We start from the raw sequence: 25739 nt of genomic DNA on the forward strand, positions 1-25739 counted from the left end.
GACCGCGCGCGCCGTCCCGCTGATCGTCGCAGGGGAAGAGCAGCCGCTCTTCCCCTGTTTTTTTCGCATGCGACACCCTGATCAAGATTTCGGAGCACAACGGATGGACCACCTTCCCACTCTGGTCGCCGAAGCCCGCGAGGCCGTCCAGGCCGCCGAGAGCATGGCCGCCCTGGACGAGCTGCGCGTCCGCTACCTCGGCAAGAAGGGCGAAATCACCGCGTTGCTCAAGGGGCTCGGCAAGCTGCCTGCCGAGGAGCGTCCGGCCGCCGGCGAGCGCATCAATCAGGCCAAGCAGGCGCTGTCCGCCGACATCGACGCCCGCCGCCAGGCCCTGGAGAAGGCCGCCCTGGAGGCCCGGCTGGCCGCCGAGCGCCTCGACGTGACCCTGCCGGGGCGCGGCCAGCCCAGCGGCGGCCGTCACCCGGTGACCCGCACCCTGGAGCGCATCGAGGGGCTGTTCACCCGCATCGGCTACGACGTGGCGGTGGGCCCGGAGATCGAGGACGACTACCACAACTTCGAGGCGCTCAACATTCCCGCCCACCATCCGGCGCGGGGCATGGCCGACACCTTCTACTTCGACGCCACCCGGCTGCTGCGCACCCATACCTCGCCGGTTCAGGTGCGGACCATGAAGGAGGCCGAGCCGCCGATCCGCATCGTCTGCCCGGGGCGCGTCTACCGCAGCGACTCCGACCTGACCCACACCCCCATGTTCCACCAGGTGGAGGGGCTGCTGGTCGACGAGGACGTCAGCTTCGCCGACCTCAAGGGGACCATCGAGGACTTCCTGCACGCCTTCTTCGAGCGCGAGGATCTCTCGGTGCGCTTCCGGCCGTCCTACTTCCCCTTCACCGAGCCCTCGGCGGAGGTCGACATCCAGTGCGTGATGTGCGGCGGCGACGGCTGCCGTGTCTGCTCCCACAGCGGCTGGCTCGAGGTCATGGGCTGCGGCATGGTGCATCCGGAGGTGTTCCGTCACTCCGGGATCGACACCGAGCGCTACACCGGCTTCGCCTTCGGCATGGGGGCCGAGCGTCTGGCCATGTTGCGCTACGGCGTCAACGATCTGCGGCTGTTCTTCGACAACGACCTGCGTTTCCTCAAGCAGTTCGCCTGAACGTCTCCAGAACACAGCCAGGGTAATCGTCGCGGGGCTGTCGGGAACGCCGGGGACAGGTCAAGGAGGGGCGACGCCAGGGATGGCGTCGGGAGCGCCCAGGGAAGGGGCGGCGCCCCTCGATGGTCCGGCACACCGGGATCTGTCGCCAACCCGCTCCGCCGAGCGCCGAGAGCCCTGAGACCACAGCGATAGGATGAGTCATGAAATTTTCCGAACAGTGGCTGCGTGAGTGGGTCTCCCCGGCGCTGGGGACCCAGGCGCTGGCCGACCAGATCACCATGGCCGGCCTGGAGGTGGACGCCATCGAGCCGGTGGCCGCCGAGTTCAGCGAGGTGGTGGTGGCCGAGGTCGTGGCCAGGCAGCCGCATCCCGACGCCGACAAGCTCAACGTCTGCCAGGTCGAGGACGGCAGTGGCGAGCGCGTGCAGGTGGTCTGCGGCGCCCCCAACGTCGCCGAGGGCCAGAAGGTGCCCTTCGCCCGGGTCGGCGCGGTGCTGCCCGGCGACTTCAAGATCAAGCGGGCCAAGCTGCGGGGCGTCGAGTCCCGGGGCATGATCTGCGCCGCCTCCGAGCTGGGCCTGGCGGAGGAGGCCTCCTCCGGCATCCTGGTGCTGCCCGCCGACGCCCCGGTGGGCGAGGGCGTGCGCGGCTACCTGGAGCTCGACGACCATGCCATCGAGGTCGACCTGACCCCCAATCGCGGCGACTGCCTGAGCCTCAAGGGGCTGGCTCGTGAGGTGGGCGTGCTCAACCGCCTGCCCGTCGAGGGGCCGGCGATCGCCCCGGTGGCCGCCGCCCACGACGAGACCTTCCCGGTGCGCGTCGAGGATGCCGAGGGCTGCCCGCGCTACCTGGGGCGGGTCATCCGCGGCGTCGACGTCACCGCCGAGACGCCGCTGTGGATGGTCGAGCGGCTGCGCCGCGGCGGGATCCGCGCCATCGATCCGGTGGTCGACGTCACCAACTACGTGATGCTCGAGCTGGGCCAGCCCCTGCACGCCTTCGATCGCGCCAACCTCCACGAAGGCGTGGTGGTGCGCCGGGCCCGGGAGGGCGAGCGCCTGGTGCTGCTCGACGGCCAGGAGATCACCCTGAGCGCCGCCACCCTGGTCATCGCCGACGAGCGCGGCCCGCTGGCGATCGCCGGGGTCATGGGCGGCGAACACTCCGGCGTGAGCGCCGAGACCCGGGACATCTTCCTCGAGGCGGCCCACTTCTCGCCGCTGGCGGTGGCCGGCCAGGCGCGCTCCTACGGGCTGCACACCGATGCCTCCCACCGCTTCGAGCGCGGCGTCGATCCGGCCCTGGCCCGGGAGGCCGCCGAGCGCGCCACGGCGCTGCTGCTGGACATCGTCGGTGGCGAGCCCGGCCCGCTGGTGGAGGTCGCCGATCCGGCGCACCTGCCCGGCGAGCGCGCGGTGCTGCTGCGCCGGGCCCGGCTCGATCAGGCCCTGGACAAGGCGCTGCCGGGCGACGAGGTCGCCGAGATCCTCGAGCGGCTCGGCCTGGCCGTGGAGGCCGTCGAGGCGGGCTGGCAGGCGCGCATCCCCAGCTGGCGCTTCGATCTGGCCATCGAGGAGGACCTGATCGAGGAGGTGGCGCGCATCCATGGCTACAACCGCCTGCCGGTGCGCCGTCCGGCGGCGCGCATGGCGCTCCGGCCCGACCAGGAGGCGCGCACGCCGCTGTCCCGGCTGCGTGGCCAGATGGTGGCCCGCGGCTACTTCGAGGCGGTGACCTACAGCTTCGTCGCCCCGGAGCTGCAGGCGGCGCTGCTGCCCGAGGCGGTCTCGCCGGCGCTGGCCAACCCCATCTCCAGCGACCTCTCGGTGATGCGGGCGAGCCTGTTCCCGGGGCTGGTGCGGGCGCTCCAGCACAACCTCAACCGCCAGCAGAGCCGGGTGCGGCTGTTCGAGACCGGGCTGGTGTTCCGTGGCGAGCTGGACGACCTGCACCAGGTGCCGATGCTCGGCGCCCTGGCCTGCGGCGCCCGGGATCCCGAGGGCTGGAACGGCGGCAAGGACAGCGTCGACTTCTTCGACCTCAAGGGCGACCTGGAGACCCTGCTGGCCCTGGGCGGCGAGCCCGAGGCGTGGCGCTTCGAGCCCGCCGAGCATCCGGCCCTGCATCCGGGCCAGTGCGCGCGGATCCTGCATCGCGGCGAGGAGGCCGGCTGGATCGGCACCCTGCACCCGGCGGTGCGCGCCAAGCTGGGCCTCAAGGTGGATGCGGTGCTGTGCGAGGTGCGCCTCGAGGCGCTGACCCGCGGCCGGGTGCCGGCCTTCACGCCGCTGTCGCGCTTCCCGGAGGTGCGCCGCGACCTGGCCTTCCTGGTCGATGCCGACTGCCCGGTGCAGGCGCTGCTCGACACCGTGCACGCCCAGGCCGGCGAGTGGCTGGTGGAGGCGCGGCTGTTCGACGTCTATCAAGGCAAGGGCGTGGCCGAGGGCCGCAAGAGCGTGGCCCTGGGCTTGACCTGGCAGCATCCTTCGCGCACGCTAAATGACGAGGAAATCAACCACTTGGTCGATGCCATCGTCGAGGAGTCGCGGCTGCATCTGGGCGCCGAGCTCCGCGCGTGACCGAACCGGGGCTCGACCAGCAGCGAGGGGAATGCGACATGGGGGCGTTGACCAAGGCCGAGCTGGCCGAACACCTGCACGCCGAACTCGGCCTCTCCAAGCGCGAGGCCAAGTCCATGGTGGAAGCCTTCTTCGAGGAGATTCGCGCCTGCCTGCGGGAGAACGAGCAGGTCAAGCTGTCGGGCTTCGGGAACTTCGATCTGCGCGACAAGCGCGAGCGGCCGGGGCGCAATCCCAAGACCGGAGAGGAGATCCCGATCTCGGCCCGTCGGGTGGTGACCTTCCGGCCGGGCCAGAAGCTGAAGACCCAGGTCGAGGACTACCGGCCCGGCGAGGGCTGATTCCCCGTCCCGCCGACGAACGACGACGCCACCCCTCGGGGTGGCGTCGTCGTTCCGGCCTGGGGGGAGCGGGCGGTCAGACCAGGCCGTTCTCCAGGGCCCAGGTGATCACCACCTTGAACAGGTAGCCGAGCATGCCGGCGCCGAGCACCACGAACAGCATCAGGGTGCCGAAGCGGCCGGCCCGGGACTGCTTGGCCAGATCCCAGATGATGAAACTCATGAACAGCATCAAACCGCCGATCATCAGCGGCGTGACCCAGGTTTCGAAGGTATGCGCCATGTCGCCTCCGAGCGCGTCAGGGGGGAAGTAAGCCCGAGCATTGTACTCGGTCTTGGCGCGCCGCGCAGGGGCGGCCCTGCGGCGTTTCGTCCCGGGCGCGGGTGCCGGCGGCGCCCGCGCCGTGTTAGTATCCGACCGAAATTCTCAGGTAAGTGCCTTCATGCCCATGCTCAAGATCTTCGTAGGAACCATGTACGGCGGCGCCCTGGACGTGGCGGAGCAGGTCCAGCCGCTGTTCGAGGAGGCCGGCTACCGGGTCGAGATCTTCGACCAGCCGACCCTGGACGACCTGATCGGCTCGCCCACCGACCTGGCGCTGTTCTGCGTCTCCACCACCGGCAGCGGCGACATCCCCGGCAACATGACGGCCTTCGTGCGCGAGCTGGAAGCCCAGAGCCCCGGCCTGGTCGACCTGCGCTACGGCCTGATCGCGCTGGGCGACAGCTCCTATGTCGATTCCTTCTGCGGCGCCGGCCGCGCCCTGGATGAGCTGCTGCAGGGGCAGGGCGCCACCCGCCTGGGCGAGCGCCTGGAGATCGACGCCATGGAGACCTTCATGGCCGACGACGCCGCGCTGCCCTGGGTCGAGGAGTGGATCGCCACCCAGCGGCTCAAGGTGGCCTGAGATGGGCGCGACCTCGAGCCCGGAGCGGCTCAGCCTGCTGCTGGGCCTGGCGGTGATGATGGCGGCGACCCTGCCGCGCTACCTGATCGGCGATCACCAGACGCGCCTGATCCTGCTGGCGGTGGCGATCCTCGCGGTGCTCGGCGTGGCGCTGGCCCAGTGGCGGCTGCTGGCCGCCGAGGCCCGAAGGCGCCTGCCGGCGCTGCTGCGCCGTCTGGCGGCCTGCCTGGTGGCGGGCCTGGCGGCGATGGCGGCCTGGCAGGGGCTGGTCGCCGGCTGGCAGGGCGGGGCGCTGCTGGCCTCCCACGGCACCACCCTGGGCGTGCTGTTGCACGCCATGGGCATCTGGTTCAGGCCGGTGGCCGAGCGCTAGCATCGCAGGTGCGAGGTGCGAGGTGCGAGGTGCGAGGTGCGAGGTGTGGTGGCCCTTGCCCTTCCCGGCTCCGGGCCTGAACCTGTCCCTCGTCCCTTGGCTCAGCCCAGCGTGTAGCAGGGCTCGTACTCGCCGGCGAGCTTCATGCGCCCCTGGGCGACGAAGGAGTCGAGCAGCTCGTCCAGCCGCGCCATCAGGTCGGGCTCGGCGCTGAGCCGGAAGGGGCCGTGCGCCTCGATCAGGCGGATGCCGCGCTCCTTGACGTTGCCGGCGACGATGCCGGAGAAGGCCCGGCGCAGGTGGGCGGCGAGCTCGTGGACCGGCTGGTTGCGGTGCAGGGCCAGCGCGGCCATCGACGCGTGGGTCGGCTCGAAGGGCTCCTGGAAGTCCCGGGCCACGGTCAGCCGCCAGTTGTAGTAGAAGGCGTCCTGGCGCTGGCGGCGGTACTCGGTCACCCCGTCGATGCCCTTGCGCATGGCGCGGGCCACCTCCACCGGGTCGTCGATGATGATCCGGTAGCGGCGCCGCACCGACTCGCCGAGGGCATAGACCAGGAACTCGTCGATGCGCCGGAAGTAGTCCGCGGAATTCGCCGGGCCGGTGAGGATCACCGGGAGCTCCATGTCGGCGTTGTCCGGGTGCAGCAGGATGCCCAGCAGGTAGAGGATCTCCTCGGCGGTGCCGACGCCCCCGGGGAAGACGATGATGCCGTGGCCCAGCCGCACGAAGGCCTCCAGGCGCTTCTCGATGTCGGGCATCACCACCAGCTCGTTGACGATGGGATTGGGTGCCTCGGCGGCGATGATGCCGGGCTCCGAGACCCCCAGGTAGCGGCCCTCGTGGCGGCGCTGCTTGGCGTGAGCCACGTTGGCGCCCTTCATGGGGCCCTTCATGGCTCCGGGGCCGCAGCCGGTGCAGATGTCCAGCTCGCGCAGGCCCAGGTGATAGCCGACGTGCTTGGTGTAGTCGTACTCCTCTCGGGAGATCGAGTGGCCGCCCCAGCAGACCACCATGCTTGGGTCGCGGCTGGGCTTGAGGGTGCCGGCCTTGCGCAGGATGTGGAAGACCGCGTTGGTGGTGCCCTCGGCGGTCTCCAGGTCGAAGCGGTGGTGCGTCTGGATCTCGTTGTAGACATAGACGATGTCGCGCAGCACCGAGGACAGGTGCTCGCGGATGCCGCGGATCATCTTGCCGTCGACGAAGGCCTCCGCCGGGGCGTTGGTCAGCTTGAGCCGCACGCCCCGGTCCTGCTGGATGACTTCGATGTCGAAGTCCGGGTAGGTCTCCATCAGGGCCAGGCCGTCGTCGGTCGGGTTGCCCGAGTTGAGCACCGCCAGGGCGCAGCTGCGCAGCAGGTCGTGGAGCCCGCGGCGCGAGGTGTCGTGGAGGCGGTTGACCTCGTGCTGGGAGAGGATCTCGAGGCTGCCTTCCGGCGAGATGGTACTGGAGATGGTGTCGGCCATGCAGCGCGTCCGTGTCACTGGAGAAGGAAAGGGCGTCGTCGGGCGACGCCTTGGGCGATGCTATCACGGCGCCGGCCCGGGCGCAGCGCTGCGGGCGGTGGGGCGAGCTGGTAGAATGGACGCGCCCCGGTCCCCCTCACGATGCGACCCGCCATGTTCAATGCCCAGTACTTCCGCACCTTCATCACCCTCGTCGAGACCGGCAGCTTCACCCGGACGGCGCAGCGCCTGGAGATGACCCAGCCCGGCGTCAGCCAGCATATCCGCAAGCTGGAGCGCTACCTGGGCAAGTCGCTGCTCGACCGGCAGGGACGGCGCTTCGTGCTCACCGAGGCCGGCCGCCGCGCCTACGACTACGCCCTGAAGCTGTTCGCCGAGCACGAGCAGTTCCGCCACTCCCTGGACGACGAGAGCCTGGACAGCGGGGAGTGCCGGATCGCCTCCCCGGGCAGCGTGGGGCTGATGTTCTATCCCTTCATCCTCGGCCAGCAGCAGATGCACACCGGGCTGACGGTCAGCTACAGCTTCGCCTTCAACCACGAGATCGTCACCGACGTGCTGGCCGGGCGCCACGACCTGGGGATCGTCACCGAGGCGGTGCGCCACCCCGAGATCGACTGCGAGGCCTGGCACCAGGAGCCGTTGTGCCTGGTCGTGCCGGCGGACTTCGCCGGCACCGGGCTGGCCGACCTGATGGCCCTGGGCTTCATCAGCTACTCCGAGGGCGTCAATCACGCCGGCGGGCTGCTGCGCCACAACTTTCCCGCCGAGTTCCGCTCGATGAGCCATTTTCCCCGCCAGGGGTTCACCAACGAGGTGAGCATGGTGCTGGATGCGGTGGCCCGCGGGCTGGGCTTCACCGTGGTGTCCCGGCTGGTGCTCGAGACTTCCCCCTGGCAGCGCCAGGTCAAGGAGCTGCCCCTGCCGCACCCGGTCCAGGAGACCCTGTACCTGGTCAGTCGCCGGGGCATGCGCATGCCCCGGCGCTACACCCGCCTGCTCGAGGCCTTCCGCGAGCATCGCCGCCACGAGCGCTACGGCCACGGCGAGCCGGGCCTGGCCGACGCCGAGGGGGCGTCCTGACGCGCCGCCTGCCGCCGGGCCCGTAACGCAAGCGCCCCGCCATTCGGCGGGGCGCTTGCGTTCGGCCGGCCGGGATCATTCCCGGTAGGCGTCGATGCTCGGACAGGAGCAGATCAGCTGGCGGTCGCCCAGCACGTTGTCGACCCGGTTCACCGCCGGCCAGTACTTGGCCGCCTTGACCGCCTCGGAGGGGAAGGCGCCGAGCTCGCGGGAGTAGGGCCGCGCCCAGTCGGCATCCATCAGGTCGGCCATGGTGTGCGGGGCGTTGACCAGCGGGTTGTCGTCCGCCGGCCAGTCGCCGGCCTCGACCCGGGCCACTTCCCCGCGGATGGCGATCATGGCGTCGCAGAAGCGGTCCAGCTCGAACAGCGACTCGGACTCGGTGGGCTCGATCATCAGGGTGCCGGGCACCGGGAAGGACATGGTCGGCGCGTGGAAGCCGTAGTCCATCAGGCGCTTGGCGATATCCTCCTCGCTGATGCCGGAGTCGGCCTTGAGCGGGCGGATGTCGATGATGCACTCGTGAGCCACGGTGCCGTTCTCGCCCTTGTAGAGCACCGGGTAGTGCTCGCCGAGGCGGGCGGCGATGTAGTTGGCGCCGAGGATCGCCAGCTCGGTGGCCTCGCGCAGGCCCCGGGCGCCCATCATCTTGATGTAGGCCCAGGAGATCGGCAGGATCGAGGCGCTGCCGAAGGGGGCGGCCGAGACCGCGCCGCAGTCCGCCTCGACGCCCTCCAGCGGGCGCACCACGTGGTTGGACACGTAGGGGGCCAGGTGCGCCTTGACGCCGATCGGCCCCATGCCCGGGCCGCCGCCGCCGTGGGGGATGCAGAAGGTCTTGTGCAGGTTGAGGTGGCTGACGTCGCCGCCGAAGTCGCCGGGGCGGGCCAGGCCCACCTGGGCGTTCATGTTGGCGCCGTCGATGTAGACCTGCCCGCCGTGCCGGTGGACGATCTCGCAGGCCTCGCGCACGCCTTCCTCGAAGACCCCGTGGGTGGAGGGGTAGGTGAGCATGATCGCCGACAGGGCCTCGGCATGCTGCTCGGCCTTGGCGCGCAGGTCGGCCAGGTCGATGTTGCCGTCCTCGTCGCACTCCACCACCACGACCTTCATGTGGGCCATGGCCGCCGAGGCCGGGTTGGTGCCGTGGGCGGAGCTGGGGATCAGGCAGACGTCGCGGTGCCCCTGGCCCTGGGCCTGCTGGTAGCGGCGGATCGCCACCAGGCCGGCGTACTCGCCCTGGGCGCCGGAGTTGGGCTGCATGGAGATATGGTCGTAGCCGGTGATCTCCACCAGGAAGTCGGCCAGCTCGTCGATGATCTGCTGGTAGCCGGCTACCTGATCCTTGGGCGCGAAGGGATGGATGCGCGCCAGTTCCGGCCAGGTGATGGGGATCATCTCGCTGGTGGCGTTGAGCTTCATGGTGCACGAGCCCAGCGGGATCATCGCGTGGGCCAGCGACAGGTCCTTGTTCTCCAGCCGCTTGAGGTAGCGCAGCATCTCCGTCTCGCTGCGGTAGCGGCGGAAGGTCGGATGGCTCAGGAAGTCGGACTCGCGACGGCTGGGTGCCGGGATGCCGCTCTTGCCGGCCTCGACGATCTCGGCGTCCAGGGCCGCCACCGACAGGCCGTGCTCCTCGTCCAGCAGGATGTCGAACAGCAGGTCCAGGTCGTGGGCGGTGGTGGTCTCGTCCAGGCTCAGGCCGACGTCGCCATTGGCGAAGTAGCGCAGGTTGACGTCATGGGCCATGGCGCGGCCGTGGATCTTGCGCGCGTCGACACCGGTCAGGCGCAGGGTGTCGAACCAGCTGTCGTGGGCCAGGGCGACGCCGCTGCGGCTCAGGCCCTCGGCGAGGATGGTGGTCAGGCGATGGATGCGCCCGGCGATGGTGCGCAGGCCCTCGGCGCCGTGGTAGACGGCGTAGAAGCCGGCGATGTTGGCCAGCAGCGCCTGGGCGGTGCAGATGTTGGAGGTGGCCTTCTCGCGGCGGATGTGCTGCTCGCGGGTCTGCATGGCCATGCGCAGGGCGGTCTCGCCGCGGCTGTCCTTCGAGACGCCGATGATGCGGCCCGGGATCGAGCGCTTGAGCTTGTCGGTGGTGGCGAAGAAGGCGGCATGGGGGCCGCCGAAGCCCATGGGCACGCCGAAGCGCTGGGCCGAGCCCACCACCATGTCGGCGCCCAGGGCGCCGGGCTCCTTGACCAGCACCAGGGCCATGATGTCGGCGGCCACGCAGGTCATGACGCCCTTGGCCTTGGCGGCTTCCAGCAGCGGCGCCAGGTCGTGGACCCGGCCGCTCTCGCCCGGATACTGCAGCAGGGCGCCGAAGACGTCGTGCTCGGCCAGCTCCTCGGCCGGGGCGACGATCAGCTCGAAGTCGAAGTAGTGGGCGCGGGTGCGCACCACGTCCAGGGTCTGGGGGAAGACGTCGTCGGCGACGAAGAAGGCGTTGGTCTTGGCCTTCTTGTTGGCCCGGCGGCACAGGGCCATGGCCTCGGCCGCGGCGGTGCCCTCGTCGAGCAGCGAGGCGTTGGCCAGGCTCATGCCGGTGAGGTCCATGACCATCTGCTGGAAGTTCAGCAGGCCCTCGAGCCGGCCCTGGGAGATCTCCGGCTGGTAGGGGGTGTAGGCGGTGTACCAGCCCGGGTTCTCCAGCACGTTGCGCTGGATGACCGCCGGCAGGTGGGTGTCGTAGTAGCCCTGGCCGATGTAGCTGCGGGCCACCCGGTTCTGGCGCGCCAGGCGATACAGGTAGTCCAGGGCCTCGGCCTCGCTGCGCGGCGGATCCAGGTCGAGCTCGCGGCCGAGCCGGATGGCGGACGGCACGGTGCGCTCGAGCAGGCCGTCGAGGCTGTCCATGCCCAGGGCGTCGAGCATGGAAGCCACGTCGTCGGCGCCGGGGCCGTTGTGGCGACGGAGGAAAGCATCGTGATTGGCCAGCTCGGCCAGGCGGCGTTGTTCGGTAGCCATGGAATACCCTATTGCGATGTCGTCACCCGAAGACGGGCAGGGAAGCGGGGAAATCGGGCCTGGGACGGGCCTCACGGCCTGGTGGCTCCGGGCCGGGCCGGCGACGGGACGGCCGGGCGTCGCCGGCTCCATGCCCCGTCGCCGGCGCCCCGGGCGCCCACGCGGCGATGGCGTTTCCCGGTCGCCGGGATCAGTCCTCGGCGTCGGCCAGGGCCTGGTAGGCGTCGGCGTCGAGCAGCGCGTCCAGGGCCGCGGCGTCCTCGAGGCGCAGCTTCATGATCCAGCCGCCCTCGTAGGGGGCCTCGTTGAGGGTCTCGGGAGCGTCTTCCAGCTCCTCGTTGACCGCGACCACCTCGCCGGCGAGGGGGGCATAGAGGTCGGAGGCGGCCTTCACGGACTCGACCACGCCGAACTCGTCGCCCTTGGACAGGTTGGCGCCCACCTCGGGGAGTTCCACGAAGACCACGTCGCCCAGGGACTGCTGGGCATGGTCGGTGATGCCGATGGTCACCGTGCCGTCGCCGTTGTCCTGGACCCACTCGTGGCTTTCGGCGTAACGCAGGTTGGCGGGGATAGCGCTCATGACGATTTCCTATACGAAAAAGGTTTTCTGAAACGGGGGCATCGTAACGCCCCCGACGCCGTTTGGCGAGTCCCGGGGACGGGACTTCGGTCGCGTGCTCCTCCAGCTTAGGCGCCGCGAGGCCGCTTGCCCATTTCCCGACCCGTGACGCCCGCCGGCGCCGGGGCCATGGCGCCGTGTGGTGGCCGTGGGGGCGGCTTGCTCCGACGGCGCCACCTCGCTAGAGTAGCCGCTGTTTCCTATAGGAAACAAGTTTCTCGTCGGCGGCGGCCCGGGCCGCGCGGCGCCGCGGCAGCGCCGGCGATTGGGCTACGCTTTATCCTGCGGGAGGCGCCACCGGCCAGATTTTCCTATAGGAGACTGGAGCGCCAACGGAAGGATCCGCTATGGTACGCGGGTTCGCAATCATCGGGGTGTCACCCACCCGTGAGTCGTGCACGTTGGTGCATAACAACAAGCTTAGGGAGACGAGACGTGGAAACTTTGACCAATGTTCTGACAGCCATCGAGGGGGTCGTGTGGGGCCCCCTGATGCTGGTGCTGCTGCTCGGGGTGGGCCTGTATCTGCAGGCCGGCCTCAAGGTGATGCCCATTCGCAAGCTGGGCATGGGCTTCAAGCTGCTGTGGCAGGGGCGCAGCACCGAGAAGGGGGATGAAGGCGAAGGCGAGGTGTCGCCCTTCAACGCCCTGATGACGTCGCTGTCGGCCACCATCGGTACCGGCAACATCGCCGGGGTGGCCACCGCCATCTTCCTCGGTGGCCCCGGCGCGGTGTTCTGGATGTGGATCACCGCCCTGGTCGGCATGGCCACCAAGTTTGCCGAGGCGGTGCTGGCGGTGCGCTACCGTCAGGTGGACGAGGCCGGCGATCACGTCGGCGGGCCGATGTACTACATCCGCAACGGCCTGGGCCGCAAGTGGGGCTGGCTGGGCGGCGCCTTCGCGCTGTTCGGCGCCGTGGCCGCCTTTGGCATCGGCAACACCGTGCAGTCCAACTCCGTGGCCGACGGCCTGGGGCAGTCCCTCGGCCTGCCGCACTGGATCACCGGCCTGGTGATCATGGTGCTGGCCGGCGCCGTGATCCTGGGCGGCATCAAGCGCATCGCCAAGGTGGCCGGCAAGCTGGTGCCGATCATGGCCGTGGCCTACATCCTCTGCGGCCTGCTGGTGCTGATCATCAACGCCGACCAGGTCGGTGCGGCCCTGGGCATGATCTTCGGCCATGCCTTCACGCCGATCTCGGCGGCGGGCGGTTTCGCCGGCGCGGCGGTGGCCAAGGCCATCCAGTTCGGCGTGGCCCGTGGCGTGTTCTCCAACGAGGCGGGCCTGGGCAGCGCACCCATCGCCCACGCCGCCGCCCAGACCAAGAATCCGGTGCGCCAGGGCCTGATCGCCATGCTCGGCACCTTCATCGACACCATCGTGGTCTGCACCATCACCGCCCTGGCGATCCTGACCACCGCCTGGACCTCCGGTGAGACCGGCGCCTCCTTGACCGCGCTGTCCTTCAACGAGGCCCTGCCGGGCGTCGGCCAGTACGTGGTGTCCTTCGCCCTGGCGGTGTTCGCGTTCACCACCATCCTGGGCTGGGCCTTCTACGGCGAGAAGTGCTTCGAGTACCTGTTCGGTGTGGCCTCCATCAAGTTCTATCGGGTGGTCTACATCCTGGCGATCTTCGTCGGCTCGGTGCTGCCGCTCGGCTTCGTGTGGCTGCTGGCCAGCGTCTTCAACGCCATGATGGCCATCCCCAACCTGATCGCCCTGGCGCTGCTCTCGCCGGTGGTGTTCAAGCTCACCAAGGACTACTTCGACGGCAAGGAGATCCTGCCGGGCGAGGACCTCAACCAGTAAGGCGACCGGCGGCCGGCCCGGCCGCCGTCGCCCCATCTCACGGCAAGGGTGATACGAACCGATGACCGAACAACGCAAGACCCCGCTTCACGACCTGCACCTCGAACTCGGCGGCAAGATGGTGCCCTTCGCCGGCTACAGCATGCCGGTGCAGTACGCCCTCGGCGTCAAGAAGGAGCACGAGCACACCCGGACCGCCTGCGGGCTGTTCGACGTCTCGCACATGGGCCAGGTGCTGGTGAAGGGCGAGTCGCCCGCCGAGGCCCTGGAGTCCCTGGTGCCCGCCGACCTGGTGGGCCTGGCCGAGGGCATGCAGCGCTACGGCCTGTTCACCGGCGAGGACGGCGGCATCCTCGACGACCTGATGATCGTCAACGCCGGGGATCACCTCTACCTGGTGGTCAACGCGGCCTGCAAGGAGCAGGATATCGCCCACCTGCGCCGTGGCCTGCCGGAGCATGAGGTCGAGGTCCTGGATCGCGGCCTGCTGGCCCTGCAGGGGCCGAAGACCGCCGAGGTGATGGGCCGGCTGTGTCCCGAGGCCTGCGAGATGGTCTTTATGCAGCACGGCAGGTTCACCATCGAGGGGATCGATGTGTGGATCAGCCGCAGCGGCTACACCGGCGAGGACGGCTTCGAGATCTCGGTACCCGCCGAGCAGACCGAGGCCCTGGCCCGGCGCCTGCTGGCCGAGGCCGAGGTCGAGGCCATCGGCCTGGGTGCCCGTGACTCGCTGCGCCTGGAGGCCGGGCTGTGCCTCTACGGCCACGACATCGACACCGGCACCACGCCGGTGGAGGGCGGGCTGATCTGGGCGATCGGCAAGCCCCGTCGCCGCGGCGGCGAGCGCCCCGGCGGCTTCCCCGGGGCCGATCTGATCCTCCACCAGGTGGCCGAGAAGGATCACCGGCGCAAGCGGGTGGGGCTGCTCGGCGAGGGCCGGGCGCCGGTGCGCGAAGGCGCCGAGCTGTTCGACGCCGAGGGCAACCGCATCGGCGTGGTGACCTCCGGCGGCTTCGGCCCCAGCGTCGGCAAGCCGGTGGCCATGGGCTACGTGACCATCGACCAGGCCGAGGTCGGCACCACCGTGCAGGCCGAGGTGCGCGGCAAGCGGCTGCCGATGACGGTCAGCAAGATGCCCTTCGTCACGCCGGGCTACTATCGCGGCTGACGTATACCGTTATCTTGCAACGCGACGGCCATCCCGAACGGGGTGGCCGTTTTTTTCGTGCGCGTATGGGGTGAGGCGTTAGGAGTGAGGGGCGAGGGGCGAGGGAGTGAGCAGCGGGGCGGTCAGCCGTCCCGCACCCGGCGAAAGGTCAGGCTGATGCGCAGGCCGGGAGCGCGGCGCGGCAGCAGGGCATGCTCGAGCTCGGCCTGGATGCCGGGGCCCATCACCAGCAGGCTGTCGTGGGGCTGGTCGACGTTGAAGGCCGGGGCGCGGCGATCCTTCCAGCGGAAGCGCAGGGGGCGATCGGCCCCCAGGCTGACCGCGGCGATCACCGGCGCCGGGCCGAGCTCCGGCTCGTCGTCGCAGTGCCAGCCCATGCGCTCGCCGCCGTCGGCGTAGCGGTTGAGCAGCACGGCGTTGAAGTCGGCGTCGATGCCGGCCTCGGCCAGCCGGGCCACCACGGCGTCGCGGATCGCCCGGGCGACGGGGTGCCAGGGGATGGGGGCGAAGTCGCGGCCCGAGTAGCGGTAGACGGCGTCGCCCATCCACACCTGGCGTCGGGGGATGGGGTGGTCGCGGCCGAACAGGCGCAGGCGGGGGCGCTGCCAGTCCAGATCCCGGTCGAGGGCGGCCAGGGCCCGGTCGGCGGGCGGCCCGAGCAGGGTCGGGAAGCGGATCAGCGGCGGCGAGGCCAGCAGGCGCTCGCCGCCGGCGCGGGCGTCATGGGGCATGTGCGCAGGGTGCCAGTCGGCGGCTCAGGAGGCCAGCGCCAGGCTCGCCAGGGCCATCAGGTGGCCGATGGCCGCGCCGGCGGCCACGTCGCTGAGGTAGTGCAGGCCCAGGCCCACCCGGGACACCGCGATCAGCGCGATCACCGGCACCAGGGCCGGCAGCAGCCAGGGGCTGTGTACGGCCACCAGGGTGCCGAACATCACCGCGTGCATGGTATGCCCGCTGGGAAAGCTGTAGCGATCCCGCGCCGGCTCCCGGCAGGCGATGCCGGCGAAGGTGATGAAGGGCCGTTCCCGGCACAGGCGGGTCTTGACCAGCCGATAGAGGGCCACGGCGACCAGCGCGGTCAGCGCATACTGCAGCGCCAGGTGCCAGCCGTCCCGGGGAGACAGCCAGGGCTGGGCCGCGATCAGGGCCACCCACAGCGGCCAGTCGCCGGCCTTGCTGGCCAGGCGCAGCGTCATCAGCCAGGGACGGTGGATGCTGAACCCGGCCAGCCGCTGGCAGATCGGCCACTCGATGAGGTCCAGGCGTTCAAATACCACAGGGGCGCGCGGTTTCATCGGACATCTCCCGGGCGAAGTGCAGGGCGGCGAGGAAGTCGTCGGCGATGGCCGGCCAGCGGTAGCGGAGGGCGCGCTCCCGGGCGGCCCGGCCGAGACGGGCGTAGCGGGCGGGCTGCTGGCACAGCGTGATGGCGGCCTCGCGGAAGCCGGCGGCGTCACCGACCGCGCGGCTGATGCCGTTGGCATCGTCGTCGATCAGCTCGGCGCCGGCGGCATGCCGGAAGGCGACCACCGCCAGGCCGCTGGCCATGGCCTCGAGGACCACGTTGCCCCAGGTCTCGGAGATCGACGGAAAGATGAAGAGGTCGGCGCTGGCGTAGTGGCGGGCCAGCGCCTCGGGCGGCACGAAGCCGGTGAAGCGCACCTGGGGCAGGGCCTTCTCCAGGGCGGCCCGGCCGGGGCCGTCGCCGACCACCACCAGGGTCATGTCGGGACGGGCCGCGAGCATGGCGGCGAAGGTGTCGCGCAGCAGGTCCAGGTTCTTCTCCGGGGCCAGCCGGCCCACGTAGAGCGCCACCGGCCGGTGGGCGTCGCTGCCCCAGGCCTCGCGCAGGGCCGGGTCGCGCCGGGCCGGCGAGAAGCGCTCGCCCTCGATGCCGCGCGCCATCACCCGGACCCGCTGGAAGCCCCGAGCGCCGAGCTCGTCGGCCTGGGCTCGGGTGGGCACCAGGGTCGCCGCGCAGCGGTTGTGGAAGTGGCGCAGCCGGCGCAGCACCAGGGGGCGCAGCCAGCCGATGCCGTAATCGTCGCAGTAGTGATCGAAGTTGGTGTGCCAGCCGCCCACCACCGGCAGCCCCAGCGACTCGGCGACCCGCAGCGCCGACCAGCCCAGCGGGCCCTCGGTGGCGAGGTAGACGGCGTCCGGGCGCTCGGCCTCCCAGAGGCGCCGGATGCCGCCGCCCGCGGGCAGGCCCAGCCGCACCTCGCGATAGCCCGGCACGCTCAGGCCGCGGACCTGCAGCTCTCGGCTCATGCCCTCGGCGCGGTGCGGGCCCGCGGCCGGGCGTGGGCGGATCAGCTGCAGTTCATGGCCGCGGCGGCGGAGCTCCGCGCCGAGCCGGCCCAGGGTATGGGCCACGCCGTTGATATCCGGTGTCCAGGTTTCGCTGACCAGGCAGATGCGCATCGCCGTCCTCGTGCCGTCGGCGGCCCGTCCGGGCCCCATCGCCTACAGCATGGTCGGCGGGCGTGACAGCCCGGCGACACCGGCATGACGGCGCGATGACCGCGCTCAGCGCAGCACCGTCTCGGGGTCGATGGGCTTGCCGCCATGGCGCAGGTCGAACAGCAGGTCGAAGCGACCGGTGGCCGCGTGCCGGCCGACCTCGCACAGCGGGGTGCCGGCGGCGACCCGCTGGCCGCCGTCCACCAGCAGGGCGTCGCACAGCGCATAGACGCTCTGCAGGTTGTCGGCATGGTGCACGATCACCACCCGGCCGAGCTGGCGCATGCTGTCGGCGAAGCGCACCTCGCCGTCGGCCACCGCCCGGGCCCTGGCGCCCGACTCGGTGGCCAGCAGCATCGGCTGCAGGGTGCCCCGGTCGTCCTTGCCGAAGCGGCGGGCGACCCGGTAGTCCGCCAGCGGCCAGGGCCAGTCCCGGGCCCCGCCCGGCACCGGGCCGGGGTCGGGGAGGCGGCGCGGGGCGGCGTCGGCGGAGGCGCCGCCCGTGGTCGGGGCACGGCCGCCGTTCAGCGGCACCCGCACCAGCTGGCCGACCCGCAGCGCGTTGGCCGGGGTATCGGGGTTGGCCGCGGCGATCCGCCCGGCGGTGGTGCCGAAGCGCCGGGCGATGCCGCTGTAGGTGTCGCCGGGGCGCACCTGGTAGCGATAGGGGCCGCCGGACGGGGCGCGCTCCCGCCGCGAGGGCACCAGGATGCGCTGGCCGACGGCCAGGCCGCGGGGATCCACGCCGGGGTTGAAGCGGCGCAGCCGCACCAGCGGGATGTCGGCGCGGCGGGCGATCGCGCCGAGGGTGTCGCCGCGCTGGATGGTCACCCAGTTGCCGGCGGGCGAGCGCAGCGTCGGCGAGTGTCCGGCGCAGCCGGCCAGCAGGGCCAGCAGCAGGATCAGGGCGAGTCGAGGCGGGCGTCCTTGGCCTGCCACAGGGCGTTGAGCCATGACTGGAAGCGTTCCTTGTAGTGCGGGTCCTGGTGGTAGTCGCCCCGCGCCATCCAGTCGGGCACCGCCAGGCGGCGAGCCTCGAGGTGGATGGCGCCCTCGCGGCCGCAGAGGAAGTCCCAGAAGCGGGGCGTGGGGCGCTCGTAGCGCAGGGTCACGTCGAGGATGCCGCCGAGCCGGTCGCCGAGCAATCCGATCACCTGGGCGATGCCGCCGGCGCGGGGCGGCAGCAGGTGCCGGTAGGGGCTGTGGCGGGCGGCGTGCTTGGCCGGGGTGAAGCGCGTGCCCTCGACGAAGTTGTAGATGGCGATGGGCCGCTCCCGGGCGTGCCGGCACATGCGTTCGGTGGCCTCGCGGTCGCGGCGGGCCAGGTGCGGGTGGCGCTCGCGCTGCTCGCGGGTCAGGCGGCGCAGCATGGGGAACTCCATGGCCCAGAAGGCCAGCCCCACGACCGGGATCCAGATCAGCTGGCGCTTGACGAAGAAGTGCGGCATGGGGATGCGCCGGTGCAGGGCCAGGAAGAGGGCGAAGATGTCGGTCCAGCTGCGATGGTTGGCGATCACCAGCCACCAGTCGTCGGCGGTGAGGTCCTCGGGCAGGTCCAGGCGCAGGTCGGGCCGGATGCCGCGACGAATCCACCACAGGTTGACGTCGATCCAGCCCAGGGCCACGGCATTCAGCGCGCGGAGCACCCGCCGGCGCAGCGGCCGCCCCGGGGTGACCAGCTTGATCAGGGTCAGCGCGATCAGCGGCACGGCCCAGATCAGGGTGTTGAGGGCCATGACCGTCAGGCTGACGATCCCCCTGAGGGTGGACATGCCGATCTCCTTGGTGCGTGACGAAATCGACAATGCTAATGGATCCCGGCGGGGGTGCCCAGCGGCCCGGTCAACGTCGTCGGGTCATTCGCGCAACTCGGGGAGGTCCTCGAACAGCGCCAGGGCCTCGGGGTTGGCCAGCGCCTCGCGATTCTTGACCGGCCGGCCGTGGACCACGTTGCGCACCGCCAGCTCGACCAGCTTGCCCGAGCGGGTGCGCGGCAGGTCCGCGACCTGGAGGATCCTCGCCGGCACGTGGCGCGGGGTGGCATTGGCGCGGATGGTGTCGCGGATCCGCCGGCGCAGGGCCTCGTCCAGGACCTGTCCCTCGCGCAGGCGCACGAAGAGCACCACCCGGGTGTCGTCGCCCCAGTCCTGGCCGATGCACAGCGACTCCAGGACCTCCTCGACCTTCTCGACCTGGCGATAGATCTCGGCGGTGCCGATGCGCACGCCGCCCGGATTGAGCACCGCGTCGGAACGGCCGTGGATGACCAGGCCGTCCTCCGCGGTGATCTCGGCGTAGTCGCCGTGGGCCCAGACCCCGGGGAAGGTGGCGAAGTAGGCGTCGTGGTAGCGCTCGCCGTCCGGGTCGTTCCAGAAGCCCAGCGGCATGGCGGGGAAGGGCCGGGTGCAGACCAGCTCGCCCTTCTCGCCGCGCAGCGGGCGGCCGTCGTCGTCGAACACCTCCACCGCCATGCCCAGCCCCCGGCACTGCAGCTGGCCGCGGTAGACGGGGCGGATCGGGCAGCCCAGGGCGAAGCAGGAGACGATGTCGGTGCCCCCGGAGATCGAGGCCAGCAGCAGGTCGGCCTTGATGTCGCGGTAGACGTAGTCGAAGGACTCGTGGGGCAGGGCGGAGCCGGTGGACAGCAGGGCCCGCAGCGCCGAGAGGTCGTGATCGCGGTCGGGCCGCAGCCCTTGCTTCTCGCAGGCGCCCAGGTAGCGGGCGCTGGTGCCGAAGACGCTGACGCCTTCGCCCTCGGCCATCGCCCAGAGCGCGTCCGGCGAGGGGGCGAAGGGGGCGCCGTCGAACAGCACCAGGGTGGCGCCGCTGGCGAGCCCCGAGACCAGCCAGTTCCACATCATCCAGCCGCAGGTGGTGTAGTAGAAGAGCACGTCGTCGGGGCCGATGTCGGTATGCAGGCGGTGCTCCTTGAGGTGCTGGAGCAGGGTGCCGCCGGCGCCGTGGACGATGCACTTGGGCGTGCCGGTGGTGCCCGACGAGTAGAGGATGTAGAGCGGATGGTCGAAGGGCAGCGCGGTCACCTCGAGCGCTCCGGCGTCCCGGGCCAGGACATCGTCCCAGGCCACGGCGCCGGGGATGCCCGAGAGGTTCGGGCGGTCGTCGAGGAAGGGGAAGACCACCACCCGCGCCAGGCCCTCGAGGCCGGCGACGATGGCCGCCAGGCGCTCGCGGATATCGATGCCCTTGCCGTTCCAGGTGTAGCCGTCGGCGGCGATCAGCACCCGGGGGGCGATCTGACCGAAGCGGTCGAGCACGCCCTGGACGCCGAAGTCCGGCGAGCAGGACGACCACACCGCGCCGAGGCTGGCGGCGGCGAGCATGGCGATGACGGCGTGCTCGCTGTTGGGCACGACCCCGGCGACCCGGTCCCCCGGGACCACGCCGGCCTCGCGCAGCACCCCGGCCAGGCTCGCGACCCGGCGATGCAGGGTCGCGTAGTCGAGCTCGCGGCGCCGGCCCCGCTCGTCCCGGGCGATCAGCGCCGGATGGTCGTCGCGGCGCGACAGCAGGTTGGCGACGACGTTGAGGCGGGCGTCGGGAAACCAGCGAGCGCCGGGCATGGCGTCGGGGCGCTCGAGCACCCGCTCGCCGCGGGTCTCGGCGACGATGCCGAAGGCGTCCCAGAGCAGGGCCCAGAAGCGCGCCGGGTGCGCCAGGCTCCAGGCGTGCAGGGCCGCGTAGTCGTCGAGGGTGACCCCGTGCTCGCGCTCGATGCGGCGCATCAGCGCGGTCATCCGCGTGGCCTCGACGGCCTCGGGCGACGGCTGCCAGATCGGCTGGGTCATGGGCGCTCCCCCCTCGTGGCGATGGCCTATTCCGAGCTTAGCACCGGCGCGGTGAGGGTCTCCTGGATGACCTCGCGCAGCGCCTGGGCGGCCACCGAGAGGGCGTCGCCGCGGGGCGAGAGCACGCCCACGGCGCGGCGGATCACCGGCGCCTCCAGGGCCAGGCAGCGGGCGCCGAGCTCGTGCATCTGGTCGATGCACAGCGAGGGCACCGCACTGACGCCGAGCCCCTCGGCGACCATGCGGCCCACGGTGGTGAGCTGGTGGCTCTCGAAGGCCACCCGCGGCGCGATGCCCCGAGCCTGCAGCTGCTGCTCCAGCATCAGGCGCACCATGGAGGGGCGCTGCAGGGTGATGAAGTCCCGGGTCAGCAGCGTCGGCCAGTCGATGCTGGCGCGCCCTGCCAGCGGCGAGTCCGCCGGCACCACCGCCACGAAGCGATCCTCGAACAGCGGGGTGAACTCCAGGGCGTCGGCGGCCTCGGGAGCGAAGGCGATGCCCAGCTCGACCCGTCCCTGACGCACCATGTCGATGACCTGCTCGTTGATGACGTCATGGACGGTGACGCGGATCTGCGGGTAGCGCTCGCGGAAGGCCATCAGCACGCCGGGCAGCTGGTTGCCCGCCAGGGAGGGCATGGCGGCCAGGGCCACCCGGCCGAGGCGCAGGGTGAAGCGCTGGCGCAGCAGCTCCTCGGTGTTGTCCCAGTCGGCCAGCAGGCGCTTGGCCAGCGGCACCAGGGATTCGCCCTCCGGGGTCAGGCGCACCCGGCGGGTGCTGCGGGTCAGCAGCCGGCCGCCCAGGGACTCCTCGAGCCCCTTGATGGTGAGGCTGAGCGCCGGCTGGGAGAGGTGGAGCCGCTGGCAGGCCTGGGTGAAGCTCAGGGTCTGGGCCACGGCCAGGAAGGCGCGAAGCTGCTTGACGGTCATGACGGCCCCATTTATTGGGTAGGCAAAATAATCAATAAAAAAAACAAACTTAACAAATATATAGTCCCCCGCGACACTGCTTGCATCCGTCACAACAACCTTCCAACCATGCGAGGCATCGATATGGCCGGATTCGACAAGCGAGTGGGCTCCTACGAAGAAGCCATGGCCGGTCTGGAGAGCGGGATGACCGTGATCGCCGGCGGCTTCGGGCTGTGCGGCATTCCCGAGAACCTGATCGCCGAGATCCAGCGCCGGGGCGTCAAGGACCTGACCGTGTACTCCAACAACTGCGGCGTCGACGGCTTCGGCCTGGGCCTGCTGCTGGAGGACAAGCAGATCCGCGAGATCCACGCCTCCTACGTGGGCGAGAACGCGCTGTTCGAGCAGCAGATGCTGGAAGGCGAGATCGAGGTGGTGCTGACTCCCCAGGGCACCCTGGCCGAGAAGATGCGCGCCGGCGGTGCGGGTATCCCCGCCTTCTACACCGCCACCGGCTACGGCACCCCGATCGGCGAGGGCAAGGAGGTCCGCGAGTTCGGCGGCCGCCACTACATCCTCGAGGAGTCGGTGGTCGGCGACTTCGCCATCGTCAAGGGCTGGAAGGCCGACCGCTACGGCAACGTCGTCTATCGCGACACCGCCCAGAACTTCAATCCCCTGGCCGCCACCGCCGGCAAGATCACCGTGGTCGAGGTCGAGGAGATCGTCGAGCCCGGCGAGCTGGCGCCCGACCAGATCCACACCCCGGGCATCTACGTGGATCGCCTCATCCAGGGCAGCTTCGAGAAGCGCATCGAGAAGCGCACCGTGCACCAGGGCTAAGAGCCCTTTCACGACCCGTCGAGAGACGAGCTTTTCCGGCGACAAGCCCCGGAGTGCCGGGTCACCGCGAGGGCGCTGTCAATTAGCCCTCCATGGCAAAGGACCCTCGCTCCGCCTTGTCCCCGGCACTCATCCTGGCCGAGGTCGGGGAACTGCGCTCTCAGATGACGTTTATCTCTCACAAGACACAAGAGGCATCAAGATGGCACTGACTCGCGAACAGATGGCAATGCGCGTGGCGCGCGAACTCGAGGACGGCTTCTACGTCAACCTGGGCATCGGCATCCCCACCCTGGTGGCCAACTATGTCCCGGACGACATCGACGTCATGCTGCAGTCCGAGAACGGCCTGTTGGGCATGGGCCGCTTCCCCACCGAGGAGGAAGTGGATCCGGACATGATCAATGCCGGCAAGCAGACCGTCACCGCCCGTCCCGGCGCGGCGATCTTCTCCTCCGCGGAATCCTTCGCCATGATCCGCGGCGGCCACGTCGACCTGACCGTGCTCGGCGCCTTCGAGGTCGACCAGAACGGCAACATCGCCTCCTGGATGATCCCCGGCAAGCTGATCAAGGGCATGGGCGGCGCCATGGACCTGGTGGCCGGCGCCGAGAACATCATCTGCACCATGACTCACGCCTCCAAGCATGGCGAGTCCAAGCTGCTGGCGTCCTGCAACCTGCCGCTGACCGGCGCCGGCTGCATCAACCGCGTGCTGACCGACCTGGCCTATCTGGAGATCGAGGACGGCGCCTTCGTGCTCAAGGAGCGGGCCCCGGGCGTGTCGGTGGAGGAGATCCAGGAAAAGACGGCGGGCAAGCTGATCGTCCCGGATCACGTGCCGGAAATGGTCTTCGCCGACTGATCCCTCGTCACGACCCTGCCGGTCGCGCGGCCCGGGCTTTCGCCCGGGCCGCCTGCTTTCGGGCCCGGCCCGGGCGCGGGATGCCGAAAAAATGACCATTCCGAGGTCGCCGGCGGCGTCGTGGGGCCTGCGGCGGCCTGTGCCGGGGCGATGCACAGCGTTATCCACAGAAACTGTGGACGGGCTCAGTCGAGCTCGCAACGGGTGTGGTGGGGGAGCAGCAGGGCGGCGGCCCTTTCCTGGTTGGCGGCGACCTGCTTCTGGACCAGCGCCAGGCCGCCGCCGCCGACCCGGTACTCGTCGCCGTCGGCGAAGCACAGCCGGCGGGCCGGGGCCGGGTGGAAGCGGTACTCGAGCAGTGGCGAGATGGGCAGCAGGCCGTGATGGCGGTCGGCGCGACCGGGCAGGCCGGCCTGTTCCAGGGCGCCGTCCAGGTCGGCGATGTCGCGGCCGAGGCGCGTGCAGTCGAAGCCGGGGTGGTGCAGGCGGGGCCCCATGATCGCCAGCCAGCCGGCCAGCGGGTGGGCGGCGGCGAGCGCCAGGTAGCTGGCCCGGTCCGGCATCGGCCAGGGCCGGCCGTGGCACAGCAGCGCCTGGCCGTGGCGTTCCCCGGGCGGGGCCCGTTCCACCAGTCGCTGCAGCGCCGAGCGCGGTTCCCGGGACAGGGTCCCCAGCTGCAGTTCGGCCAGGACCAGCCAGGCGCCGTCGTCGGGGGCGGCCAGCAGGGTGGCCAGCAGGCCGCGGTCGGGCATCGCGTAGCGATACGCCGGGCGGTAGCCGAAGCGCATCAGGGACGGCAGCAGGGCCTCCATGGACCAGGGGCCGTGATTGAGCGTCAGCAGCGTCAGGTATTCCGGCGGGATCGACACCGGCCAGAGTCGCAGCCCGCCGATGTCCGGGTGCTGGTGGACATAGTCCAGCCATAGCTGCTGGACGAACTCTTCCCGTTGCATGCTGCCTTGCCCTCGTCTGCGGAAGCCTGTGCCCTGGGGGCAGTGTAAGCCGCGGGAGTGTGGGCGGATTCAACGAGGGCCGGAAACGCGAAAACCGCCGGCGAGGGCGGTTTTCGCGATGCGGGGCGCGAAGCCCGTGTCAGTCGGCGGTCGCGGCCGGCAGCAGCGCCTCCTGGCGGACGTACTGGTCGAACTCGGTGAAGCCGCCGATATGGGTCTGGTCGACGAAGATCTGCGGCACGGTCTCCACCGGCTTGCCGATGGTCTTCTCCATGTCGGCCTTGGTGATGCCTTCCTCGTGGATGTCCACGTAGCGGAAGCCCTGGATGGCACCGGCGCTCTCGAGCTTCTCGGCGAGCTCCTTGGCGCGCACGCAGAAGGGGCAGGCGGGACGGCCGAAGATGACGACGAACATGCTGACGACTCCTTGCATCGGGGATGCGGGTAAAGGGGGCGGAAACGGGCGCCATTGTGACCCAGGACGGCGCCATTGGCCAATAGCCCCGGCCTGTATCGCCGATTGCGGGGGCCTATGGCGCGGCTACAGCTGGCCCAGCTCGCTGGCGTCGGCGTGGCGCAGCAGTTCGCCCAGCGGCTCGTGCAGCGCCGGGGTCGCCACCAGCAGGTTCTCGCCGTAGAGGTCCTCGGGGATGCCGCCGGGGCCGGGGTAGAGATGCCCGGTGCGGGCACCGGCCTCGCGGGCGATCAGCAGCCCGGCGGCCAGGTCCCAGGGGGTGATGCTTTCGTAGTAGGCATCCAGCCGGCCGCTGGCCACGGCGCACAGGTCCAGGGCCGCGGAGCCGGCCCGGCGCACGTCCTGGCAGCGGGAGAGCACGGCCATCAGCCGGCGCATCAGCGGGGGGCGGCTGTCCCGGCGATAGGGGAAGCCGGTGCCGACCAGGGCCCGGGACAGCTCGCGGGTCCGGCTGACGCGCATCGGCTCGCCGTTGCACCAGGCGCCGCGGCCGGCCAGGGCGGTATAGGTCTCGCCCAGGAAGGGGGCGTGCACCACCCCGACCCTGAGCCGACCGCCGCTGACCCAGCCGATCGACACCGCCACGTGATGCAGGCCGTGGGCGAAGTTCACGGTGCCGTCGATGGGGTCCACCACCCACAGGTCCCGGGGGTGCTCCAGGGCCTCGCGATCCGGGGCGAGCTCCTCGCTGAGCCGCGCCTCCTCGGGGAAGCTCGCCTGGAGGCGCTCCTCGATGTAGGTGTCCACCTCCACGTCGGTATCGGTGACCAGCTCCTGGCCGTGCTTGTAGCGCTGGCCGAAGCCGCCCGCGTCCCGGGCCTCGACGATCAGGCGGCCGGCGTGGGTGGCGATGTCGACGGCGATCTCCAGGCGCTGCTCGGGGGACATGGGGGCTCCTTGGGGCGAGTGGCGGGGGCGCGAGGCGCGACGGCCCCGGCGCGGGATGTCGCGCTTCTAGGCTAGCAGTCCGGA

Annotated in this window: 24 protein-coding genes; 10 read left to right on the forward strand and 14 right to left on the reverse strand. The window is 70.8% G+C overall.

Annotated features, from left to right (window positions below):
* Positions 1-103 precede the first annotated feature (103 nt).
* The 3 genes from pheS to ihfA all read left to right on the forward strand — a co-directional run bounded on the left by pheS (position 104) and on the right by ihfA (position 4049).
* A complete protein-coding gene (gene pheS, locus QC818_RS02755) occupies positions 104-1123 on the forward strand; it encodes a phenylalanine--tRNA ligase subunit alpha (RefSeq protein ID WP_309651312.1) in 1020 nt (339 codons plus the stop codon).
* A 203-nt stretch (positions 1124-1326) separates the two neighbouring features.
* Positions 1327-3708, forward strand: coding sequence for a phenylalanine--tRNA ligase subunit beta (gene pheT, locus QC818_RS02760; RefSeq protein WP_309651313.1), 2382 nt, complete (start codon positions 1327-1329; stop codon positions 3706-3708).
* A gap of 38 nt (positions 3709-3746) precedes the next feature.
* A complete protein-coding gene (ihfA, locus tag QC818_RS02765) occupies positions 3747-4049 on the forward strand; it encodes an integration host factor subunit alpha (protein WP_309651606.1) in 303 nt (100 codons plus the stop codon).
* Between the two features lie 76 nt (positions 4050-4125).
* Here the strand turns inward: ihfA and QC818_RS02770 are convergent, their stop codons facing one another.
* A complete protein-coding gene (locus QC818_RS02770) occupies positions 4126-4332 on the reverse strand; it encodes a DUF2788 domain-containing protein (protein ID WP_309651314.1) in 207 nt (68 codons plus the stop codon).
* A gap of 160 nt (positions 4333-4492) precedes the next feature.
* Here QC818_RS02770 and QC818_RS02775 point away from each other — a divergent pair, with 160 nt between their 5' ends.
* Together QC818_RS02775 and QC818_RS02780 are read left to right on the forward strand one after the other, a co-directional pair.
* Entirely contained in the window at positions 4493-4957 is a 465-nt protein-coding gene (locus QC818_RS02775) for a flavodoxin domain-containing protein (RefSeq protein WP_309651315.1), read from the forward strand.
* Between the two features lies 1 nt (position 4958).
* Positions 4959-5330 (forward strand): hypothetical protein, encoded by a 372-nt coding sequence (locus tag QC818_RS02780; RefSeq protein ID WP_309651316.1) that lies wholly within the window; start codon positions 4959-4961, stop codon positions 5328-5330.
* Positions 5331-5431: 101 nt separating this feature from the next.
* Here the strand turns inward: QC818_RS02780 and ppnN are convergent, their stop codons facing one another.
* Positions 5432-6793 carry a nucleotide 5'-monophosphate nucleosidase PpnN gene (gene ppnN / locus QC818_RS02785; RefSeq protein WP_309651317.1) on the reverse strand — a complete coding sequence of 454 codons (1362 nt, stop codon included), beginning with the start codon at positions 6791-6793 and terminating at the stop codon, positions 5432-5434.
* A 153-nt stretch (positions 6794-6946) separates the two neighbouring features.
* Here ppnN and QC818_RS02790 point away from each other — a divergent pair, with 153 nt between their 5' ends.
* The gene (locus QC818_RS02790; protein ID WP_309651318.1) at positions 6947-7876 is read left to right on the forward strand and encodes a LysR family transcriptional regulator; all 930 of its coding nucleotides are present in this window, start codon (positions 6947-6949) and stop codon (positions 7874-7876) included.
* A 75-nt stretch (positions 7877-7951) separates the two neighbouring features.
* Here the strand turns inward: QC818_RS02790 and gcvP are convergent, their stop codons facing one another.
* Positions 7952-10846 (reverse strand): aminomethyl-transferring glycine dehydrogenase, encoded by a 2895-nt coding sequence (gcvP, locus tag QC818_RS02795; protein WP_309651319.1) that lies wholly within the window; start codon positions 10844-10846, stop codon positions 7952-7954.
* A gap of 190 nt (positions 10847-11036) precedes the next feature.
* Positions 11037-11429, reverse strand: coding sequence for a glycine cleavage system protein GcvH (gene gcvH / locus QC818_RS02800; protein ID WP_309651320.1), 393 nt, complete (start codon positions 11427-11429; stop codon positions 11037-11039).
* A gap of 474 nt (positions 11430-11903) precedes the next feature.
* Here gcvH and QC818_RS02805 point away from each other — a divergent pair, with 474 nt between their 5' ends.
* On the forward strand, positions 11904-13280 hold the full coding sequence (locus QC818_RS02805) for an alanine/glycine:cation symporter family protein (protein ID WP_309651321.1): 1377 nt from the start codon (positions 11904-11906) through the stop codon (positions 13278-13280).
* 61 nt (positions 13281-13341) lie between these two features.
* Positions 13342-14451 (forward strand): glycine cleavage system aminomethyltransferase GcvT, encoded by a 1110-nt coding sequence (gene gcvT, locus QC818_RS02810; RefSeq protein WP_309651322.1) that lies wholly within the window; start codon positions 13342-13344, stop codon positions 14449-14451.
* Between the two features lie 122 nt (positions 14452-14573).
* On the opposite strand, the gene QC818_RS02815 is transcribed toward gcvT, so the two are convergent.
* The 7 genes from QC818_RS02815 to QC818_RS02845 all read right to left on the reverse strand — a co-directional run bounded on the left by QC818_RS02815 (position 14574) and on the right by QC818_RS02845 (position 21649).
* Positions 14574-15182, reverse strand: coding sequence for an alpha-ketoglutarate-dependent dioxygenase AlkB family protein (locus QC818_RS02815; protein WP_309651323.1), 609 nt, complete (start codon positions 15180-15182; stop codon positions 14574-14576).
* Between the two features lie 24 nt (positions 15183-15206).
* Positions 15207-15746, reverse strand: a complete 540-nt coding sequence (locus QC818_RS02820) for a phosphatase PAP2 family protein (protein WP_309651324.1) — start codon at positions 15744-15746, stop codon at positions 15207-15209.
* Positions 15718-16875 carry a glycosyltransferase family 4 protein gene (locus QC818_RS02825; RefSeq protein WP_309651325.1) on the reverse strand — a complete coding sequence of 386 codons (1158 nt, stop codon included), beginning with the start codon at positions 16873-16875 and terminating at the stop codon, positions 15718-15720. The genes QC818_RS02820 and QC818_RS02825 overlap by 29 nt, the downstream gene beginning before the upstream one ends.
* Positions 16876-16980: 105 nt before the next feature.
* Entirely contained in the window at positions 16981-17868 is an 888-nt protein-coding gene (locus QC818_RS02830) for a LysM peptidoglycan-binding domain-containing protein (protein WP_309651326.1), read from the reverse strand.
* Positions 17817-18686, reverse strand: a complete 870-nt coding sequence (locus QC818_RS02835; RefSeq protein WP_309651327.1) for an acyltransferase — start codon at positions 18684-18686, stop codon at positions 17817-17819. Before QC818_RS02835 ends, QC818_RS02830 begins: the two co-directional genes overlap by 52 nt.
* Before the next feature lie 84 nt (positions 18687-18770).
* A complete protein-coding gene (locus QC818_RS02840; protein ID WP_309651328.1) occupies positions 18771-20720 on the reverse strand; it encodes an acetoacetate--CoA ligase in 1950 nt (649 codons plus the stop codon).
* 26 nt (positions 20721-20746) lie between these two features.
* On the reverse strand, positions 20747-21649 hold the full coding sequence (locus QC818_RS02845; RefSeq protein ID WP_309651329.1) for a LysR family transcriptional regulator: 903 nt from the start codon (positions 21647-21649) through the stop codon (positions 20747-20749).
* Between the two features lie 123 nt (positions 21650-21772).
* Here QC818_RS02845 and QC818_RS02850 point away from each other — a divergent pair, with 123 nt between their 5' ends.
* Both QC818_RS02850 and QC818_RS02855 read left to right on the forward strand, forming a co-directional pair.
* On the forward strand, positions 21773-22474 hold the full coding sequence (locus tag QC818_RS02850; RefSeq protein WP_309651330.1) for a CoA transferase subunit A: 702 nt from the start codon (positions 21773-21775) through the stop codon (positions 22472-22474).
* Between the two features lie 202 nt (positions 22475-22676).
* The gene (locus QC818_RS02855) at positions 22677-23339 is read left to right on the forward strand and encodes a CoA transferase subunit B (RefSeq protein ID WP_309651331.1); all 663 of its coding nucleotides are present in this window, start codon (positions 22677-22679) and stop codon (positions 23337-23339) included.
* Between the two features lie 185 nt (positions 23340-23524).
* Here QC818_RS02855 and QC818_RS02860 read toward each other — a convergent pair whose 3' ends face one another.
* The 3 genes from QC818_RS02860 to QC818_RS02870 form a co-directional block, all read right to left on the reverse strand.
* Positions 23525-24292: a VOC family protein gene (locus tag QC818_RS02860; protein WP_309651332.1), complete on the reverse strand. Its 768-nt coding sequence runs from the start codon at positions 24290-24292 to the stop codon at positions 23525-23527.
* A gap of 139 nt (positions 24293-24431) precedes the next feature.
* Positions 24432-24707 (reverse strand): GrxA family glutaredoxin, encoded by a 276-nt coding sequence (locus tag QC818_RS02865; protein WP_309651333.1) that lies wholly within the window; start codon positions 24705-24707, stop codon positions 24432-24434.
* A 126-nt stretch (positions 24708-24833) separates the two neighbouring features.
* Positions 24834-25655: an inositol monophosphatase family protein gene (locus QC818_RS02870; protein WP_309651334.1), complete on the reverse strand. Its 822-nt coding sequence runs from the start codon at positions 25653-25655 to the stop codon at positions 24834-24836.
* Positions 25656-25739: the final 84 nt, after the last annotated feature.

This window comes from Halomonas koreensis (assembly GCF_031451675.1).
Lineage (GTDB): Bacteria > Pseudomonadota > Gammaproteobacteria > Pseudomonadales > Halomonadaceae > Halomonas > Halomonas koreensis.